Genomic DNA, 17,917 nt, shown 5'->3' with positions numbered 1-17,917 from the left:
ATAGATCACAGATAGGTGGCGGCGGTGACGCAGAATCCGCCGAGGGCGACGGCCCAGACGTACGGCAGGGTCCGCACCATCACCTGCTGCGGTGTCACCCCCGCGTACTGCGCGCTCCATACGGTCTGGGTGCTGGTCGGGTCCGACACACCGAAGACCTGGTTGTAGGAGGTGGCGATGCCCAGCACCGCGACGGCCGGGTAGATGCCGGCGGCGATGAGGACACCGGCGATGCCCGCGCCGAGGCCGTAGACGTTCAGCGGCCCCCGGTAGAGGCAGAGCGGTACGAGCAGGGTGAAGACCACGACGAACAGCACCGGGTTCTGCGGGCTGACCGCCTTGATCAGCGGCTCCAGCGCCTCCACGGCGCCGGGCAGCTTCACGGCCGCGAGCAGGATGCCGATCGCGATGAAGAGCACGATCGGCGCCGCCGCGACCTCGAAGCCGCCGTACAGGGTGCGCAGCAGGCGCTTGTTCATCTCGCCCGGCCGTGTGGTGGTGACCAGCGCGTACAGGACGCCCGCGAGCATCGACGGCAGGATCGCCACCTCGAATCCCAGGGCGAGGATCAGCGGTACGAGCGGGGTGAGCAGCGCGTACCACGGCGCGTCGCCGAGCTGCTTGCGGCGCGAAGCGGGCTTGGCCGAGACCGACTTGAGCGACCAGGCGTGCTCCACACCGCGGCGCCGGGTCTCGATGAGGACGAAGAGGATCGCGGCGGCCAGCGCGAACGGGAACAGCTTCATCATGAAGCCGCGCACCGTGTCCACCGGCAGCTCCAGCGCGGTGGAGAAGAACTGCCAGATGGGCAGTTCGAAGGGCATACCGGCGGCGATGCCCATCAGGATGGTGCCGGCCGCGGTGACCTTGGGGATGCCGACGGCGATCATGGCGGGGATGCCGATGATGCCGGCGAGCATCGCGGCGGGTGCGGAGCCCGTGACCGTACCGACGAGGGTGGACACGGCGAGGACGCCGAGCGCGACCACCACCGGCCGGTCGCCGCCGAACTCGACGATCTTGCGGACGAGGGTGCCCGCGATACCGGTCTCGTCGAGGAGCTTGCCGAGCCAGGAGCCCAGCAGGATCGCGATCATGGTGGCGGCGAGGGCCGGCGCGCCCTCCTGGACGACCGTGTCCAGGACGCTGTTCTCGCCGGTCAGCGGGGCGCCCGCGAGGAAGGCGATGACCACGGCCAGGATCACGAGGGCGAAGGCGGTGGGGAGCCTGCGGGTGAGCATCGCGGCGACACCGGCCGCCATGACAAGAAGGATGACGACGCCCATGGCGTTACTTCTTTCTTCCGTGCGGGGACCCCTGTGGGGATCCGTGCTTCGGTTCCGCCGCGGTGGCCAGGGCGGCCGTCAGCAGGAGCGGGCTTCGGCCGAGACCGCAGACCGTGCGGGCGTAGGCGTGGGCGGCGATCTCGTCGGCGCCCGCGACATGGCCGTACAGACGGTGGCGTCCCGCGCGCAGCACCACATGGCCGAGGGAGCTCTTGAGGGCGCTCTTCGCCGGTCCGTGGTGGAGCTGTTCGTGTACGGCCTCGTGGGCGATGGCCGCTTCCCGTACCGACCCGGCCGGGTACCAGTGGCGCCAGCCGAGCCGGTCTATCAGCTCCTCGGCGAGCGCGAGGGTGTCGGTGAACAGCTCGACCGTCGGGACCGGCCGGGAGGTGTAGCGGGCGAGCAGCCCCCGCTCCAGGCCGTCACCGCTCTCCACGATCCGGGCCGTGACGGCGACGGGCGTGAGCGCGGCACCGAACTCGTCGGCCGTACGCGCCCATTGACGCAGGCGGGCGGGGTCCCGGTTCTCGTGCGTGGGCGTGTTGGCGAGCAGCCGGACACCGAACTCGACGTCGTCCGTCGATTCGAGCGCCTCGATCTCCGCGAGCGCGGCGCGGTCGAGCGGGGCGGCCCTCATGAGCGCACCTCCAGCACGGCTATGACCGGCTCGTCGGCGGCGCGTGCGCGCAGTTCGCTGCGGGCGAGCGCGAGCAGCGGCTGCGGATCGAGTACGCCGGAGAGGTCGGCGATCCGGGAGCCGAGGAGCAGCCGCAGGGCGGGGGCGCGGACGCCTCCGTCGCCGTACGAGGTGGCGTCCCGCACCAGTCCGGCGAGCACTTCGGGCGCGCGGCCGACGGTGGTGGTCTCGACCCGGGCGTCGGGTGCGTGGAGCCGTACGACGCCGTCCGCGTCCACCACGCGCACCGGGTGACGGTCCGGGCGGAAGCGGCGGTGCACGTCGGTGCCGTACACGGTGTGCGCGGGGGTGCCCGCGAGCACCCGCACCGACGCCGGGTCGGTCTTGAGGGAGTCGGCGGCGGCGCGCAGCCGGTCGGCGTCGTCCGCCCGGTGGGCGCGGTCCTGGGTGCGCAGCTCGGTGGCGCCGGTGGCGACGGCCCGCACGGTGCTGGTCTGCGGGTCGACGGTGACCTCCACCTCGACGCCGTCGGCGGCGGCGCCCTGGGCGACGACGGCGGCCTCGGCCTCGGCCCGTACGGCGAGGATCTGTTCCTGGCCGGCGCCGGGGACGATGCGTTCGACCTGCTCGCGGATGAGGGCGAGGGCGACGCCGATGGGGCTGATGACCTCGTTGTGGCGGGCGATCCTGCCCTCCTGGCCGGTGACGGCCGCGAGGTGCGGGGTGACGGACGCCGCGCCGCCGCCACCGCCGACGAGCACGGCGGTGTCCTTGTCCAGGCGGTAGTCGCGGATCATCGCGTCGACCACGGACCTGACCTGGTCGGTGCCCGCGTCCAGCACGCGGGCCGCCGCCGTGGCGACGTCCGTGCCGAGCGCGGCGGCCAGGGGGGCCATCGCGGCCCGGGCCACCTCGGGGTCGCAGTGCGCGAAGTCGCCGTCGGGGACCCGGCCCAGCGCGTTGGCCGCGCAGGTCATGGTGAGGGCGAAGCGTCCGCCGGCGGCGTCGAGCACCGCGTAGTCGGCCGGGTCGTCCTCCATCGGCCGGACCGTGGTGACCTTGGCGTCCCGCAGGTCGTCCAGGGTCGCGAAGCAGGCGTAGGGCAGTCCCGCGATGTGCGCGCTGCGCGGTCCGGCGCCGGTGACCCTGCCGCCGCCGATACGGACCATAGAGCCGCCGCCGACCCCGACGGTCCTGACGTCGAGCGCCGACAGGTACGACGTCCTGCCGAGGATGGTGGCGTGGCGGACGGCGACCTTGCCGCGCCGTACGACGCTGATGTCGGTGGAGGTGCCGCCGGTCTCCAGGAACAGGCCCTCGCTGATGCGCTCCTGCATGAGCGCGCCGGCGACACCGGCCGCCGGTCCGGACAGGATGGTGAGCAGCGGCCTGCGCCGCATCTCGTCGAGCGACATCACTCCGCCGTCGCAGCGCATCACCATCAGCGGCGCGCTCACGCCCGCCTTGGTGATGGACGCGTCGACCAGGTCGGCGGTGGCGAGCATGCGCGGCAGGATCGCGGCGTTCACGACGGCGGTCCTGGTCCGCTTGTGGAGCCCGTAGAGCGAGGTGATCTCGTGCGCGGCCGTCGTCGGCAGTCCGCGTTCCCCGGCCACCGCCACGACCGCGTCCTCCCCTTCGGGGCGGTCGACGCTGAACGGCTGGCTGGCGACGACGACTTGGGCGCCCTCCTGGACGACCGCGTCGACGGCGGCGCGCACCGAGGGCGCGTCGTCCGGGTCGGCGACATGGGCGTAGGCGAGGGGAAGGCGCTTGCCGGGGGTGAGTTCGAGCTTCCGGAACGCGGCGAGCCTGCGGGTGAACCCGGCGCTCGGACCGGCGCCGACACCGACCAGACCGACCGTGGCGACGTCACCCTCCAGCAGGGCATTGGTAGCCTGGGTGGTGCCGTGGGCCAGGAAGGCCACGTCCTTCGGGGCGTGTCCGGTCTGTTCCAGCAGACGGTCGAGAGCTTCCACGATGCCGTGGGCGACGCCGTCCTCGTGATGGTGGCTGGTGGGGACCTTCACCTGCCCCAGGAGTCGCAGGGTCGTGGCGTCTACGGCCACGGCGTCGGTGAAGGTTCCGCCCACGTCGATGCCGACGCGGATGCGGTGGGTGTTCATGGCTTGGGCACCTCCTTGTGCACAGTTGGCAGGGTGCGGGCGGTAGGCCGGGCGGGGCAGGTGGAGCTGCTCCTGCCCGGCTGTTCCGCCGCTGTTGTTCGGTCGGGCGGTGTCAGTAACCGCGTACGTCGGGCCAGTGGCGCTGCACTCCTTCACGGTCGAGCAGCCGGGCGAACCGGTCGAACAGCTTGTCCTCGGCCTGGACCTGGCGCGGTTCGACGCCCTCGGCGACACAGTGCGCGGCCAGCGCGCCCGCGACCTCGCCGATGTTCCATTCCACCGGGTGGAGCCGGTAGCAGCCGTTGGTGATGTGGGTGGTGCCGATGTTCTTTCCGGCGGGCAGCAGATTGCGGACGCGGCGCGGTACGAGCGCGCCGAGGGGGATCTCGAAGGGCACGGAGCCGATGTCGATGTAGTTGTCGCCGCCGGTGGAGGGGTGCAGATCGATGCGGTAGTTGCCGACGCCGACGGAGTCCCGGTAGCGGGTGCCGCCGTAGGGGCCGACGAGGTCGATCGCGACGTCGTGTTCGGTGACGGTGGTGACGGCCTTGATACGGCGTGACTCCCGTACGTACGGCGCCTTGGCGAGGCCGTCGGCCGTGCCCATGACATCGGGACGCAGACGGAGTCCGGGGAATCCCCTGCCGCCGTCGGCGCGCGGCGCCTCGGTCTGGAGCCAGTACAGCACCGAGAGGGAGAGCTGGCGGGCCTCGGCGAGCGCGGCGGCCGATGTCTCCTCGCCCCCGCCAATCAGGGGCTTGAGCCAGTAGTCGTTGAGCGGCCAGTTGACGAGGGTGATGTCGGAGTCGAACGCGCCGGGCCGGTGCAGCTTGCGGGCGAGGATCCGGCGGAAGCCGAAGAGCTCCTTGTCACCCGCGTCGGCCGACTGGTCGGCGGTGACGTCGAGCGGGTCGAGGTCCGGGTTGGGGACGAAGGTGCGCGGTACGGCCTCCAGGCTGCGGGGGTCGGGCGCGAGGAAGCCGAGCAGCGGGCCCGGCCAGAAGTCCGGCCGGTAGGCGCGCCAGAAGTCGTAGTCGGCCGGCCGTTCGATGGTGTGGTCCTCGCCCTCGTGGTGGGAGAGCGCGAAACAGACTGTGATGCCCTGCTGGTTGAGGGGCTGTGCCTCCTCGGGGGCGTGCGGCTCGTCGAACTCGGAGCGCGCCTCGGCGCCGGTCGCGTGCTCGACCCCGGCGAGTTCGAGCAGTTCACCGGTCTCGGTCGCGTCGATGACGTAACGGGCGCCGATCGTACGGCGGCCACCGGTCCGCAGGTCGGCGAGTGTCACGGACCGTACGGTGTCGTCGTCGCCCGCCTCGGCGGCGACCGGGCGGTGTTCGGTCAGCAGGGTGAGGCGGCCCGAGGAGCGGTGCGGGGCGAGCATCGCCTCCAGCACGGCGAGCGCGACGCGCGGCTCGTGGCAGAGCTTGCTGACGCGGCCCGCGCCGGGGTTGAGATCGGTGAGGGCCAGCGCCTCGGAGCGCAGCGGGTACCACCGGCGGTAGTGGTCCCTGATGGACTCGCGCAGGGTGCGGTACGAGGCGGTGGTGCCGAACTGCTCGACCCACGGGTGCTCGTCCGGCGGGACGGCCTGGGAGGTGAGCTGGCCGCCGATCCAGTCCGTCTCCTCGGTGAGGACGACGGTGCGTCCCGCCCGGCAGGCGGCGAGGGCGGCGGCCACGCCGCCGAGCCCGGAGCCCACGATGAGGATGTCGGGTGCGGATGTCACGGATCTCCTTGAAGTGCCTTGTGGTGCCTGGTGCCTTGTGGTGCCTGGTGCTTGGTGTGTCGTGTGCTTGGGGTCGGGGTCGGGTCAGAGGTGGGCGGGTGGTGCGCCCGCGGTCGTGCCGATCCGGAAGCCGCAGGCCACCAGCGGTTCGGTGGCCTGCTCCCCCGCCACCAGTGCGGCAAGCATCCGCACGGCGGCGGCGCCCAACTGGGGCCGGGGGATGTCGAATCCGGTCGGGGTCGGTCCGTCGGACAGGTCCGGCGGCGGGCTGCCGAGCAGCGCGAGCGACGCGTCACGCGGGCAGTCGATGCCCACGAAGTGCGCGGCGCCGTGCAGCGCCCGCCAGGCGTCCCCGGTGTCGGTCTCCTCGGCGACGAACGCGGTGACGCCGTCGTCGAGCCAGCCGCGCAGCCGCTCCGCCGTGAGGTCGTGCTCGGGGTCGGCGGAGCGGAAGACGGCGTCGGGGCCGCCGGGCAGCCCGGCCTCCTCCAGTCCTTTGAGGAATCCGTGCTCACGGTCGGTGGACGCGGCGGCCTCGTCGTCCTCCCGTACGAGCACGATCCGCCGGTGCCCGAGCCCGGCGAGATGGCTCACCACCTCCTTGCTGGCGCTGACGTAGTCGGCGCCGACCCACGCCAGTCCCTCCAACTCGTCCCTGCGGCCGAGGTGAACGACGGGGAAGCCGTCGGCCACCAGGCGGAGCAGTTCGTCGGCCGGCGCGTGGCGGCCGAGGAAGAGACAGCCGTCGGCGAGCCGTACCCGGCCGAGGGCGTGCGGTCCGGCGGCCCCCGCGCCGCCCGTGCTGGAGCCGGTGAAGAGCACCAGGTCGTAGCCGCGTGCGGCGGCCTCCTGCTCGACGCCGACGAGGAAGGGGTAGTACGAGTGCTGCACATCGGTCGGGAAGGTGGAGGTGAAGCTGAAGACCCCGAGCAGGTTGTTCCTGGCGGCGGCGAGCCGGCTGGCCGCCGGGTCGGGGACGTAGCCGAGGCTGCGCACGGCGTCGAGCACCTTGCGCCGGGTCTCCTCCGAGATCGTCGCGCCCTGCTTCCGGGCGCCGAGCACGAGTGAGACCGTGGCCTGCGAGACCCCGGCGAGCCTGGCGACCTCGGCCTGGCGCGGCCTGGACGTACGGCCCGTGGGTGCGGGGGTCCGGCCCGGCCGGGCCCGCTTCCTGGGTTCCTCCACCGTGTTCCTCCGGATCGTTAATGCGTATTAGTAATGCGCATTAACGAGTACTGTGGACCTCCGTCCCGGCACCGGTCAAGAGATCGTCATCATTTCTTTCGCACACCTCTGCGACTCCTCGGCGACGCCACAGCAGCCCCGGGCGTCCCTCCTGAGGCCCTTCTACGACCGGGACCAGGGACGTACGGTGTGATCGTCCGCCCGCGAAACCCGAGGTGATACCGCACATGGCCTTGTTCGATCTGCCCGTCGAGGAGCTACGGGGCTACCGGAGCCGCTCCGTTGAACCGGCCGACTTCGACGCCTTCTGGACGACGACTCTCGCCGAGGCCCGCGCCCACGATCTGGCCCCCGACTTCAAGCCCGTCGGGACCGGTCTGTCGACCGTCGAGGTCTTCGACGTGACCTTCGCCGGCTTCGGCGGCCACCCGGTCAAGGGCTGGTTCGTCCTGCCGGCCGGGACCCGTGAACCGCTGCCCCTGGTGGTCGAGTTCGTCGGTTACGGCGGCGGTCGCGGGCTCCCGCACGCCCGGCTGCTCTGGCCCTCGGCCGGCTTCGCCTACTTCGTGATGGACACCCGGGGACAGGGTGCCGGGTGGGGCGGCAGTGACACCCCGGACCCGGTGGGCAGCGCCTCCGCGTTCCCCGGCTTTCTGACGCGGGGCATCGAGGACCCCCGGGAGTACTACTACCGCCGGGTCTTCACCGACGCCGTCCGCGCGGTGGAGGCCGCCCGCTCGCATCCGCTCGCCGACGCGTCGCGTACGGCCGCGATCGGGCGCAGCCAGGGCGGCGGGATCACGCTGGCGGTGGCCGGTCTGGTGCCGGACCTCGTGGCGATCGCGCCAGACGTGCCGTTCCTCTGCGACTTCCCCCGGGCGACGACGCTCACCGACAGGCACCCGTACCGGGAGGTGGGCAAGTACCTCAACACCTACCGCCGCCGGGGCGAGTTGGTCCGACGGACGCTCAGCTACTTCGACGGGGTCCACTTCGCGGCGCGCGGCCGGGCGCCGGCGCTCTTCTCGGCGGCCCTGGAGGACCAGACCTGCCCGCCGTCGACGGTGTTCGCCGCGTTCAACACCTATCCGCACGAGGACAAGACGATCGAAGTGTACGAGTTCAACGGCCACGAGGGCGGTGAGCAGTATCAGGAGGAGGCCCAACTGGCCTGGCTGCCGCGACGTCTGAGGGCCTGACAGGTTCGGCGGGGGCGGCGGCCGGTCGTCGCGCCGCCCCGTGACCGGCCGCCGTGCCGGCGCTCCCGGCGTCACTCCGGCGCGGCGTCCTCCGGTGTGCCGCGCGCCAGCGTGGCGAGGAGATCGAGGGCGTCGCGGAGCGCCTGGTGCGAGGGGGTGCCCAGGGCCAGCCGTACGGCGTTGGGGGCGCGGCCGGGGCCGACGGTGAACGCCGCGCCGGGCGCGATCGCGATGCCCTGGCGGGCGGCGGCGGCCACGAAGGTCTCGGCGCGCCAGTGACCGGGCAGCTCCCACCAGCAGTGATAGCCACGGGGGTCGGCGTGGACGGTGAAGTCCGCCAGGCTCTCGGCCCTGATCCGCTGGCGCGCCACCGCGTCGGCGCGCTTGGCCCGGGCGATCGCGGCGGCGGTGCCGTCGGTCGTCCACTGTGTCGCGGCGTCGAGGGCGAACCGGCCCGCCGACCACGCTCCCGACCGCAGGGCGGAGGCGAGGCGCTGCTCGAATCCGGGGGGTGCCACGGCGTATCCGAGCGTCAGACCGGGCGCGAGCCGTTTGGACATGCTGTCGAGGACGACGGTGCGTTCGGGGGCGAGGGTGGCGAGCGGCGGGACGTCGTCGCGGAGGAATCCGTAGATGGCGTCCTCGATGACGTACAGATCCAACTTCCGTGCCATTTCTACGAGTCGGGCCCTGCGGCCGGGCGGGGCGGTCATGCCCAGCGGGTTGTGGAGCGTGGGCTGGAGATAGACGGCCCTGAGCGGCGGCGCGTCGGCCAGGGCCTCCGGCAGGAGTCCGTCCTCGTCCATGGCGAGCGGGACGAGGGTGATCCCGAGTCGGAGCGCGATGCCCTTGACCACGGGGTAGGTGAACTCCTCCACCCCGAGCCGTTCCCCGGCGGGGACACAGGCGGCGAGGGCTGCCGCGATCGCCTGACGGCCGTTGCCGGCGAAGAGGATCCGCTCCGGCTCCGGAGTCCAGCCGGCGCGTGCGAGGAGCGGCGCCGCGGCCTCGCGGGCGGCGGCGGACCCCGAGCCGCCGAGAGGGCGCAGGCCGACCGCGAGGACGTCCGGGCGTTGCATGCGCGCCATACCGACGGCGAGCAGTTCGGCCTGTTCGGGCAGGACGGGGAAGTTGACCTCCAGGTCGACCCGGGCGTCGCTGGGCTCGGTGAGGGTCGGCTGGGGGCCGGGCGGGGCGGCGCGCACGAAGGTCCCGCGCCCCACCTCGCCGACGGCCAGCCCGCGCCGGATCAGCTCGCCGTACACCCTGGCCGCGGTGGAGCCGGCGATGTGGCGGCTCCGGGCGAACTGCCGCTGCGGCGGAAGCCGCTCACCGGCGCGCAGGCGCCCGGTCCGGATGTCGGCCGCCAGTTGGTCGGCGATCAGCCGGTAGTCCTCCATCGCGTTCCTCCCCGATCCGTCGATTCCCCGGATTGCACCGAGATCAATTCCTACATTGCATCGAGATATTGCACCACATAGCATCGAGTCGCAAGCCCGGAGAGGACAGCCGCCGAGCATCGAGCGAAGGACGCGCGCATGAGCACCACGACGCTTCACGACATCACCGTCGCCTACGACGACGCGGGCGGGGAGGGGGACACGGGCGCCGCCGACGTGCTGGTCCTCGTGCACGGCCACCCGTTCGACCGCTCCATGTGGCGGCCCCAGATCGAGACGTTCGCGGGCCCCGGGCGGCGGGTGATCGCCGCCGATCTGCGCGGCTACGGCGGTACCACCGTCGTGCCCGGAAAGACGACGCTCACCACCTTCGCCCGGGACATCGCCGCGCTCCTCGACCGGCTGGGCGTCGAGCGCGCGGTGCTGGGCGGACTGTCCATGGGCGGCCAGATCGTCCTGGAGTTCCACCGGCTCTTCCCGGAGCGGGTCCGGGCACTGGTGCTGGCCGACACCTTCGCCGCGGCCGAGACGGAGGCGGGCAAGGTGGCGCGCCGCGCGATGGCCGACCGGCTCCTGCGGGAGGGGATGGGCCCGTACGCGGACGAGGTGCTGACCAGGATGGTGGCGCCGCGCAACGCCGAGGAACTGCCCGCGGTGGCGGAGCACGTACGGGACATGATGCGCGGCGCGCCGCCGGAGGGCGCGGCGGCGGCGCTGCGGGGCCGGGCCGAACGCCCGGACTACGTCGGCATGCTGGGGCAGGTCGCGGTGCCGGCGCTCGTCGTGGTCGGCAGCGAGGACACGTACACACCGGTCGCCGACGCGCGTGTGATGAGCGAGGGGATACCGGACGCGACGCTCGCGGTCGTCGAGGGCGCCGCGCACCTGCCGAACCTGGAGCGGCGGGCGGAGTTCGACGCGGTGCTCGGCGCGTTCCTCGACTCGCTGCCACCCCTCGCCTCCCGGGCGGTCGGCGAGGACTGAGGTTTCGAGAGGCCTCAGCGGACCGGCGGTCGCGCCGGTGTCCGGGCGCGCAGGGCGCGGGTGAACGACCCGCGTGCCGGGGCCGGGCCTCCGGGGCCCGCCGCCCTTTGACGGCAGCCAGGGGCTCAACTCCCCGGTCTGCCCCGGCGGGAGTCAACTCCGTGGGGTGTGCCCCGCGCCCGGAGCACGCCCCAGGACGTACGCCTGGATGGCCGTCACCGCCGCGCCGCGTGCCCACAGGCCGAAGTCCACCGGTCGTACGTCGAGCGAGACGGCCGACGCGCGCGGGTCGCGGTCGTGGGCGAGGCCCTCGGCCAGCGCCTCGTGGGCCACCTCCGCCAGCCGTGCCCCCTCGCCGGTCAGGACGATCTCGGTGGTGAGGGTGAGGTTCGCGACGGCGGCGACCAGACGCCCCAGTGCCCGGCCCGAGGCCGTCACGACCGGTCCGGCCACCGGGTCGCCGGCCGCCGCCAGATCGAGGCACTCGTCGTACGGGACGTCGCGCCGCAGTCCGACCGACGCGGCGGCGCGGATCGAGGCCGTCGAGAGCATGGCGGTGGCGCAGCCGCGGTGCCCGCGCGGGCAGAGCGGTCCCAGGGGGTCGAGCGGGAAGTGTCCGAGCAGGCCGACGCCGGCGTCCGGGCTGTCGACGACGCGGTCGTGGACGACAAGGCCGTAGCCGATGCCCGCGCCGACGGTGAGCACCGCGAAGCGGTCGTGACCGCGTGCGGCGCCGAACCAGTGTTCCGCGCGGGTGAGCGCGAGCAGGTCGTTGTCGACGGCGGTGGGCACCCCGAGCGCCCCGGAGAGCAGCGCGCCGAGCGGCACGTCGCCCTCCCAGTGGAGGAACGGGGCGTGGGTGACCGTCGTGTGGTCGGCCACGCTGCCGCCGAGGCTGACACCGGCGGCGGTGATGTGGGGTGTTCCCGGGGCGAGTTGGGCGAGGAGTTCGGCGGCCAGCGCGCGCAGGACGGCGACGACGGAGGCGGGGTCGCGTCCTGGCAGGTCCGCCCGCGCGGAGGCGACGACCTCGGCGCGGAGCGTGGTCAGTACGGCGTGCACGTCCTCGTGGGTGATCTTGGCGCCGAGGAAGTGGTGCGCGTCGGCGACGATGTCGAGTGGCCGGGTGGGGCGGCCGGCGCGCGACTCGTGGCTGGTACCCGACTCGACGAGAAGCCCGCTGTCCAGGAGCGGTTTCGCCAGCCGGGTGAGGCTGCCCGCGGACAGGTCGAGCCGGCGGGCGAGTTCGCTGCGGGAGAGCGGGCCGCAGAGCAGCACCTCCAGGGCGACGGCGTGCGTCGCTCCCGAGAGAGGGGTCCACGGCGCTGGACTCACATACACGGGACGGGCCTTCCGCGGCGGGGCCGACGCAGCGGGCCGGCCGCTACGGACAACTGGCCCGCCCATCCTTCCAGGCGATCCCCTTTACTTCTACAGCGGAAGTAAACGTGTGCCGAGGGATGGGTTTCCGCCACATCCGGCCCATGGCATCCGCCTATTGACGGGCGGAAACTTCCACCCCGAAACTAAATCCGGAACCAGACGGGCTGACGAGTGCGCGCACGGGGCCGACCGGTGGCCGGTGAACGACAGATCACGGACGACGGACGACGGACAACCCGAGGAGCCGTATGCAGACCGGTGCCGCCCGTGGCCACCTCCACCTCCGCGCCCCGGGCACGAGCCTGGTACTCGACTGCACGGGCGACCGGCTGCCCCGGGTTCTCCACTGGGGCGACGATCTCGGGGACACCGGCGGGGCGGGGCTCGCCGAGCTGGCCACGGCGAGCGCCGCCCGGGCGATGTCCAACACCCTCGATCTGCCCGTGCCGCTCTCCCTCCTGCCGGAGCACTCGGCCGGCTGGCTCGGTACGCCCGGTCTCACCGGCCACCGGGACGGCGCCGACTTCTCCACCGCCTTCACCGTCCGCTCGATCCGCGCCGTCCGCACGCCGGACCTCTCCGAGGCCCACCAGCTCACCGTCGACGCCGTCGACGAACACGCCCGGCTCGGCCTCGTGCTGGAGATCGAGCTCACCCCCTCCGGGCTCGTACGGCAGCGCGCCACCGTCACCAACCACGACACCGGCGAACGCCCGTACGCGCTCGACGGTCTGCTGCTCACCCTTCCCGTGCCCGCCCACGCCACCGAACTCCTCGACCTCACCGGCCGGCATCTGCGCGAACGCAGCCCGCAGCGGCACGAGTTCACGCTCGGCACCCATCTGAGGGAGAACCGCCGGGGCCGTACGGGAACGGACGCGACGCTGCTGCATCTCGCCGGCGAGCGCGGCTTCGGATTCCGTACGGGCCAGGTCTGGGGTCTGCATGTGGCGTGGAGCGGCAACCACCGCACCCTCGCCGAACGCACCCCCGCCGGTGTGTCCCTGCTGGGCGGCGGCGAGACCCTGCTCCCGGGCGAGATCCTGCTGGCGGGCGGCGAGTCGTACACGAGTCCCTGGATCATCGGGTCGTACGGGCATGGGCTGGACGAGGTCGCCGGGCGCTTCCATCGGCATCTGCGGGCGAGGACACACCACCCGAGGCGACCGCGGCCGGTGACCCTCAACACCTGGGAGGCGGTCTACTTCCAGCAGGACATCGACAGGCTCACCGCGCTGGCGGACGCCGCCGCCGAGGTGGGCGCCGAGCGGTTCGTGCTGGACGACGGCTGGTTCAAGGGGCGCCGGCACGACCGTGCCGGGCTGGGTGACTGGTACGTGGACGAGACGGTCTGGCCCGACGGGCTGCGTCCGCTGGTCGACCATGTCCGTTCCCTGGGGCTGGAGTTCGGGCTCTGGGTCGAGCCCGAGATGGTCAATCCCGACTCCGATCTCGCCCGCGCGCACCCCGAGTGGATTCTCGCGACCGGCGGGCGGCTCCCGCCGGAGTCCCGGCAGCAGCAGGTGCTCGACCTCGCCCACACGGGGGCGTACGACCATGTGCTGGAGCGGCTCGACGCGCTCGTCTCCGAGTACGGCATCGACTACCTCAAGTGGGATCACAACCGCGATCTGGTGGAGGCCGGACACAGTCCGACGGGGGCCGCCGGGGTCCACGCCCAGACCGCCGCCGCGTACCGGCTGCTGGACGAACTGCGCTCCCGGCACCCGGAGTTGGAGATCGAGTCCTGCTCGTCCGGCGGAGGCAGGATCGACCTCGGCATCCTGGAGCGGACCGACCGCGTCTGGACCAGCGACTGCATCGACGCGCTCGAAAGACAGGAGATCCAGCGCTGGACCGGGCTGCTGCTGCCGCCCGAGCTCCTCGGCGCGCATGTCGGCTCACCCGTCTCGCACACCACGGGCCGTGCCCATACGCTCGACTTCCGGGCCGGGACCGCGCTCTTCGGGCACTTCGGCATCGAGTGGGACCTCACCGCCGCCGACCCCGGCGAGCGCGCCCGTCTCGCCGAGTGGGTCACCGCGTACAAGCGGCTCCGGCCGCTGCTGCACACCGGTACGGTCGTCCACGGCGACCATCCCGACCCGGCGCTCTCGGTGCACGGCGTGGTGGCGCCCGACCGCTCGCACGCGCTGTACGCCCTCGTCCAGACGGCGACCGGCGTGATGTCCCCGGCCGGACCCGTCCGGCTCCCCGGACTCGACGCGGACGCCCGCTACCGGATACGGCCCCAGCGCCCCGGCGACCGGCCCGAGGGACCCCACCGGTCCGACCCGCTCTGGTGGGAGCGCCCGGACGGGGTGGAGCTGACCGGGCGGATGCTGGCCGTCGCCGGGGTGCGGGCACCGACACTCTTCCCCGAACGGCTCGTGCTCGTGGAGGCACGCAGACTCTGACGGCGAGCGGCACGGCGAAGGGCACGACCGACGAAGGCAAGTGAGGTCCAGGCACATGAGCACCGACTCCCCCTCCCCCGGCTCCCCCGAACCCTGGTGGAAAACCGCGGTCGTCTACCAGATATATCCGCGCAGCTTCGCCGATTCCGACGGCGACGGCGTGGGGGACCTGCGCGGCATCATCGACCGCCTGGACCATCTCGCCGAACTCGGCGTGGACGTCCTGTGGCTGTCGCCGGTCTATCCGTCGCCGCAGGACGACAACGGCTACGACATCAGCGACTACCAGGACATCGATCCGTCCTTCGGCACACTGGCGGACTTCGACGATCTGCTGGCCGCCGTCCACGCGCGGTCCATGAAGCTGGTCATGGACCTCGTGGTCAACCACACCTCCGACGAGCACCCCTGGTTCACCGAGTCCCGGCGGGGACCGGACAGTCCCCGGCGCGACTGGTACTGGTGGCGGCCGGCCCGGGACGGCGCGGTCCCGGGCACCCCGGGGGCCGAGCCCAACAACTGGCGCTCGTTCTTCTCGGGCTCGGCGTGGGAGCACGACGAGGCGGGTGAGGCGTACTACCTGCATCTCTTCTCCCGTAAGCAGCCCGATCTCAACTGGGAGAATCCCGAGGTCCGCGCGGCCGTGCACCGGATGATGAACTGGTGGCTCGACCGGGGCGTGGACGGCTTCCGGATGGATGTCATCAATCTCATCTCCAAGGACCCCGGGCTCGCCGACCGCACCCACCACGGCGCGGGGCCCCGGATCCACGAGTTCCTCCAGGAGATGCACCGCGAGGTCTTCGCCGGGCGCCCCGAGCGGCTGCTGACGGTCGGTGAGATGCCGGGCGTCACCGTCGACGAGGCGAGGCTCTTCACCGATCCGGCACGGGCCGAGGTGGACATGGTCTTCCAGTTCGAGCACGTCGGACTCGACCAGGGCGACGGCAAGTTCGACGTACGGCCGCTGAATCTGCTCGATCTCAAGGCGTCGTTCGGCCGCTGGCAGGACGGGCTCAGCGGGACCGGCTGGAACAGCCTGTACTGGAACAACCACGACCAGCCCCGGATCGTCTCCCGCTTCGGCGACGACGGGCCCGCGCACCGGGTGAGGTCCGCGACCATGCTGGCCACCGTCCTCCATCTGCACCGGGGCACCCCGTACATCTACCAGGGCGAGGAACTGGGCATGACCAACGCCCCGTTCACCTCGATCGACGACTTCCGCGACATCGAGTCGCTCAACCACTACGCGGAGGCGGTCGACCGGGGCACCGACCCGGCGCGTGTCCTGGCGGGGCTCCGGGCGATGGGGCGCGACAACGCCCGTACGCCGATGCAGTGGGACGCGTCCCCGCACGCCGGATTCACCACCGGCACCCCCTGGATCCCGGTCAACCCGAACCACGGCGAGGTCAACGCGGAGGCGGAGTACGCCGATCCGTCGTCCGTCTTCCACCACTACCGCCGACTGATCGCGCTGCGGCACGCCGAACCGGTCGTGGCGCACGGGGACTTCACCATGCTGCTGCCGGACGACCCGCGGGTGTACGCCTACACCCGCCGGCTGGTGGCGGCCGACGGTACGGCGACCGAGCTGCTGGTCCTCGGGAACTTCACCGGCGACACGGCCGGGGCCGAACTGCCGGACGACGGCTGGCGGGACGCCGAACTGCTGCTCGGCAACGTCGCGGAACCCGCGCCGCCGGGCCCGGCGGTCGTGCTGCGCCCCTGGGAGGCGAGGGTCCTGCGCCGCCTGACCTGATCCGTCGCCCGAAAACGAACCGGCCCCGAGAACGGACCGGCCCCAGGGACGAATCCCCGGGGCCGGCTCGCCGGGTGGGGCTACCGCCCGATGGTGAAGGTGTCGATGTCGAACAGGGCGCCGCCGCCACCGGTGAAGGTGAGGAACAGCGGGCCGGACGGTGTGCCCGTCAGGGTGGTGGACACATCACGGAAGGTCTCCCAGCCGCCGGTGTTCGGCACCGCGACCGAGCCGACGACCGTTCCGGTCGCCGAGCCCGAGCGGATCTGGACGGTGCCTCCCGCGCCGGCCGACGAGACCCTCGCCGCGAAGGTCTTCGCCCCGCTGAGCGACGCCTGGGAGTAGCCCGCCCAGTCGCCGTTCTCGATGTGGCCGAGGGTCCGGCCGCCGCTCGCCGGAGCGTGGTCGGCGGGCTGGACGCCCTGGCTGGAGGTGTAGGACTCCCCTTCGTAGGTGGTGGTCTGGGGCGGGTTGGTGCCGCCCAGTTCCTTGATCCTGATGTTGCGGAAGGACACGTCGTCACCGGTGCCGTGGTTCTGGATACCGATGTGTCCCTGCTGGAGCGAGCGCACCGGGTCGGTGTTGGTGAAGTCGTTGATCCGGGTGCCGTTGAGGAAGACCTGGAGCCGCTCCCCCTCCACCCGGATCTCGTACGTGTTCCAACTGCCCGCCGGATTCAGGGCGTTGTCGCGGGCCGTGAGGTCCGCCGCCTTGAAGCCGTAGATCGACCCGGTGGTCCGGTCGGCCGCGTCGGTGGAGTCGATCTGGATCTCGTAGCCCTGGTTGACCGACGTGTTGACGTCGTCGGAGGCCGGGAAGCCCACGAACACACCGGAGTTGTCGTCCCCGGCCATGCGCCAGTCCAGCTTGAGGGAGTACGAGGCGTACTCCTTCGCCCGGTACCAGTACAGGCCCATGCCACCCTGCGAGTTCAGCGTGGCGTCGGTGTTGGTGAAGCTGCCCGGGCCGGCCTGGGACCAGCCGGTCGTCGAGCCGTTGAACAGCGGGGTGTAGCCGGTCTCCGCGCGGCAGTCGGCCTTGGCGAAGCCCGCCGCGTACCGGATGCCGCCGAGCAGCACCTGGCGGAAGGCGGGATCGGCGTACGACTCCTGGGTGTGGCCGAGTCCGGTGTAGAAGGACCGGCCGCTGCCCTGCGGGTGGCACCAGGTGATCGGGTGGTCGCCGCTCATCTCCCCACCGCTGTAGCTGGATTCGTCCAGGCTCTGCAGCACCCGGACCTGCGGGCGGGGATTGGTGCGGTAGTTGTACCACTCGTCGCTGCGGGACCAGGTCGGGCTCAGGTGCGAGGTGGCCGCGTGCGACCGGTCCTCGTTCTTCACCGTGGCCCGCTGGATCGCCGGGTGGCTCTTGAACCAGGCGCCGACCAGGCCCTCGTACTCGGGCCAGCCGTACTCGGTGTCGGCGGCGGCGTGGACACCGAAGTAGCCGCCGCCTCCGTCCACGTATCCCTTGAGCGCCGACTGCTGGGCGGTGTTCAGGACGTCGCCGGTGGTGGAGAGGAAGACGACGGCCTTGAAGTTGGCCAGGTTCGACGTGGTGAAGGCGTTGCTGTCCTCGGTGGCGGTGACGGTGAAGTTGTTGGCCGCGCCGAGGTCGCGGATGGTCTGGGTGCCGACCGGGATGGAGTCGTGCCGGAAGCCCGCCGTCTTGGAGAAGACGAGGACCCGGTACGCGGGGTCGGCGGCCTCGGCCGCGGTGGCCGGTGCCAGGAGTGACGCGGCGAGGCCGAGGGTGAGGGCGAAGGCCGCCGCGGCGGTCTTCGGCAGGGTGCGGAGCTGACGGAGCATC

At 72.3% G+C, this 17,917-nt stretch carries 12 protein-coding genes; 4 read left to right on the top strand and 8 right to left on the bottom strand.

Annotated features, from left to right (window positions below; genetic code table 11):
• Positions 1-5: 5 nt before the first annotated feature.
• The 5 genes from ACFWU9_RS06260 to ACFWU9_RS06240 all read right to left on the bottom strand — a co-directional run bounded on the left by ACFWU9_RS06260 (position 6) and on the right by ACFWU9_RS06240 (position 6,960).
• Complete coding sequence (locus tag ACFWU9_RS06260; protein ID WP_384315211.1) at positions 6-1,286, bottom strand: TRAP transporter large permease subunit; 1,281 nt, start codon at positions 1,284-1,286, stop codon at positions 6-8.
• Positions 1,287-1,290: 4 nt separating this feature from the next.
• Positions 1,291-1,923, bottom strand: coding sequence for a hypothetical protein (locus ACFWU9_RS06255; RefSeq protein WP_384315210.1), 633 nt, complete (start codon positions 1,921-1,923; stop codon positions 1,291-1,293).
• On the bottom strand, positions 1,920-4,049 hold the full coding sequence (locus tag ACFWU9_RS06250) for a hydantoinase/oxoprolinase family protein (RefSeq protein ID WP_384315209.1): 2,130 nt from the start codon (positions 4,047-4,049) through the stop codon (positions 1,920-1,922). The genes ACFWU9_RS06255 and ACFWU9_RS06250 overlap by 4 nt, the downstream gene beginning before the upstream one ends.
• A 112-nt stretch (positions 4,050-4,161) precedes the next feature.
• A complete protein-coding gene (locus tag ACFWU9_RS06245) occupies positions 4,162-5,775 on the bottom strand; it encodes an FAD-dependent oxidoreductase (protein WP_384315208.1) in 1,614 nt (537 codons plus the stop codon).
• Between the two features lie 84 nt (positions 5,776-5,859).
• The gene (locus ACFWU9_RS06240; protein ID WP_384315207.1) at positions 5,860-6,960 is read right to left on the bottom strand and encodes a LacI family DNA-binding transcriptional regulator; all 1,101 of its coding nucleotides are present in this window, start codon (positions 6,958-6,960) and stop codon (positions 5,860-5,862) included.
• Between the two features lie 227 nt (positions 6,961-7,187).
• Here ACFWU9_RS06240 and ACFWU9_RS06235 point away from each other — a divergent pair, with 227 nt between their 5' ends.
• Positions 7,188-8,159 (top strand): acetylxylan esterase, encoded by a 972-nt coding sequence (locus ACFWU9_RS06235; protein ID WP_384315206.1) that lies wholly within the window; start codon positions 7,188-7,190, stop codon positions 8,157-8,159.
• A gap of 71 nt (positions 8,160-8,230) precedes the next feature.
• On the opposite strand, the gene ACFWU9_RS06230 is transcribed toward ACFWU9_RS06235, so the two are convergent.
• On the bottom strand, positions 8,231-9,559 hold the full coding sequence (locus ACFWU9_RS06230; RefSeq protein WP_384315205.1) for a PLP-dependent aminotransferase family protein: 1,329 nt from the start codon (positions 9,557-9,559) through the stop codon (positions 8,231-8,233).
• A 138-nt stretch (positions 9,560-9,697) separates the two neighbouring features.
• Between ACFWU9_RS06230 and ACFWU9_RS06225 the strand changes: the two genes are divergently transcribed.
• Entirely contained in the window at positions 9,698-10,543 is an 846-nt protein-coding gene (locus ACFWU9_RS06225) for an alpha/beta fold hydrolase (protein ID WP_384315204.1), read from the top strand.
• Between the two features lie 153 nt (positions 10,544-10,696).
• Here the strand turns inward: ACFWU9_RS06225 and ACFWU9_RS06220 are convergent, their stop codons facing one another.
• Entirely contained in the window at positions 10,697-11,878 is a 1,182-nt protein-coding gene (locus ACFWU9_RS06220; protein WP_384315203.1) for an ROK family protein, read from the bottom strand.
• A gap of 296 nt (positions 11,879-12,174) precedes the next feature.
• Here ACFWU9_RS06220 and ACFWU9_RS06215 point away from each other — a divergent pair, with 296 nt between their 5' ends.
• Both ACFWU9_RS06215 and ACFWU9_RS06210 read left to right on the top strand, forming a co-directional pair.
• Positions 12,175-14,343, top strand: coding sequence for an alpha-galactosidase (locus tag ACFWU9_RS06215; protein WP_384315202.1), 2,169 nt, complete (start codon positions 12,175-12,177; stop codon positions 14,341-14,343).
• Between the two features lie 55 nt (positions 14,344-14,398).
• The gene (locus tag ACFWU9_RS06210; protein WP_384315201.1) at positions 14,399-16,108 is read left to right on the top strand and encodes an alpha-glucosidase; all 1,710 of its coding nucleotides are present in this window, start codon (positions 14,399-14,401) and stop codon (positions 16,106-16,108) included.
• An 80-nt stretch (positions 16,109-16,188) separates the two neighbouring features.
• On the opposite strand, the gene ACFWU9_RS06205 is transcribed toward ACFWU9_RS06210, so the two are convergent.
• The gene (locus ACFWU9_RS06205) at positions 16,189-17,916 is read right to left on the bottom strand and encodes a ThuA domain-containing protein (RefSeq protein ID WP_384315352.1); all 1,728 of its coding nucleotides are present in this window, start codon (positions 17,914-17,916) and stop codon (positions 16,189-16,191) included.
• Position 17,917: the final 1 nt, after the last annotated feature.

The organism is Streptomyces sp. NPDC058653 (assembly GCF_042716895.1).
Taxonomy (GTDB): domain Bacteria; phylum Actinomycetota; class Actinomycetes; order Streptomycetales; family Streptomycetaceae; genus Streptomyces.
The sequence above is the reverse complement of the archived record's forward strand: the minus strand, read 5'-3'. Positions and strand labels throughout refer to the sequence as shown.

Excerpts from the sequence above, each read along its gene's own strand:
- ACFWU9_RS06205 (WP_384315352.1), bottom strand. The coding sequence starts at position 17,916 with ATGCTCCGTCAGCTCCGCACCCTGCCGAAGACCGCCGCGGCGGCCTTC.
- ACFWU9_RS06255 (WP_384315210.1), bottom strand. The coding sequence starts at position 1,923 with ATGAGGGCCGCCCCGCTCGACCGCGCCGCGCTCGCGGAGATCGAGGCG.
- ACFWU9_RS06210 (WP_384315201.1), top strand. The coding sequence starts at position 14,399 with ATGAGCACCGACTCCCCCTCCCCCGGCTCCCCCGAACCCTGGTGGAAA.
- ACFWU9_RS06260 (WP_384315211.1), bottom strand. The coding sequence starts at position 1,286 with ATGGGCGTCGTCATCCTTCTTGTCATGGCGGCCGGTGTCGCCGCGATG.
- ACFWU9_RS06250 (WP_384315209.1), bottom strand. The coding sequence starts at position 4,049 with ATGAACACCCACCGCATCCGCGTCGGCATCGACGTGGGCGGAACCTTC.
- ACFWU9_RS06230 (WP_384315205.1), bottom strand. The coding sequence starts at position 9,559 with ATGGAGGACTACCGGCTGATCGCCGACCAACTGGCGGCCGACATCCGG.
- ACFWU9_RS06225 (WP_384315204.1), top strand. The coding sequence starts at position 9,698 with ATGAGCACCACGACGCTTCACGACATCACCGTCGCCTACGACGACGCG.
- ACFWU9_RS06215 (WP_384315202.1), top strand. The coding sequence starts at position 12,175 with ATGCAGACCGGTGCCGCCCGTGGCCACCTCCACCTCCGCGCCCCGGGC.
- ACFWU9_RS06235 (WP_384315206.1), top strand. The coding sequence starts at position 7,188 with ATGGCCTTGTTCGATCTGCCCGTCGAGGAGCTACGGGGCTACCGGAGC.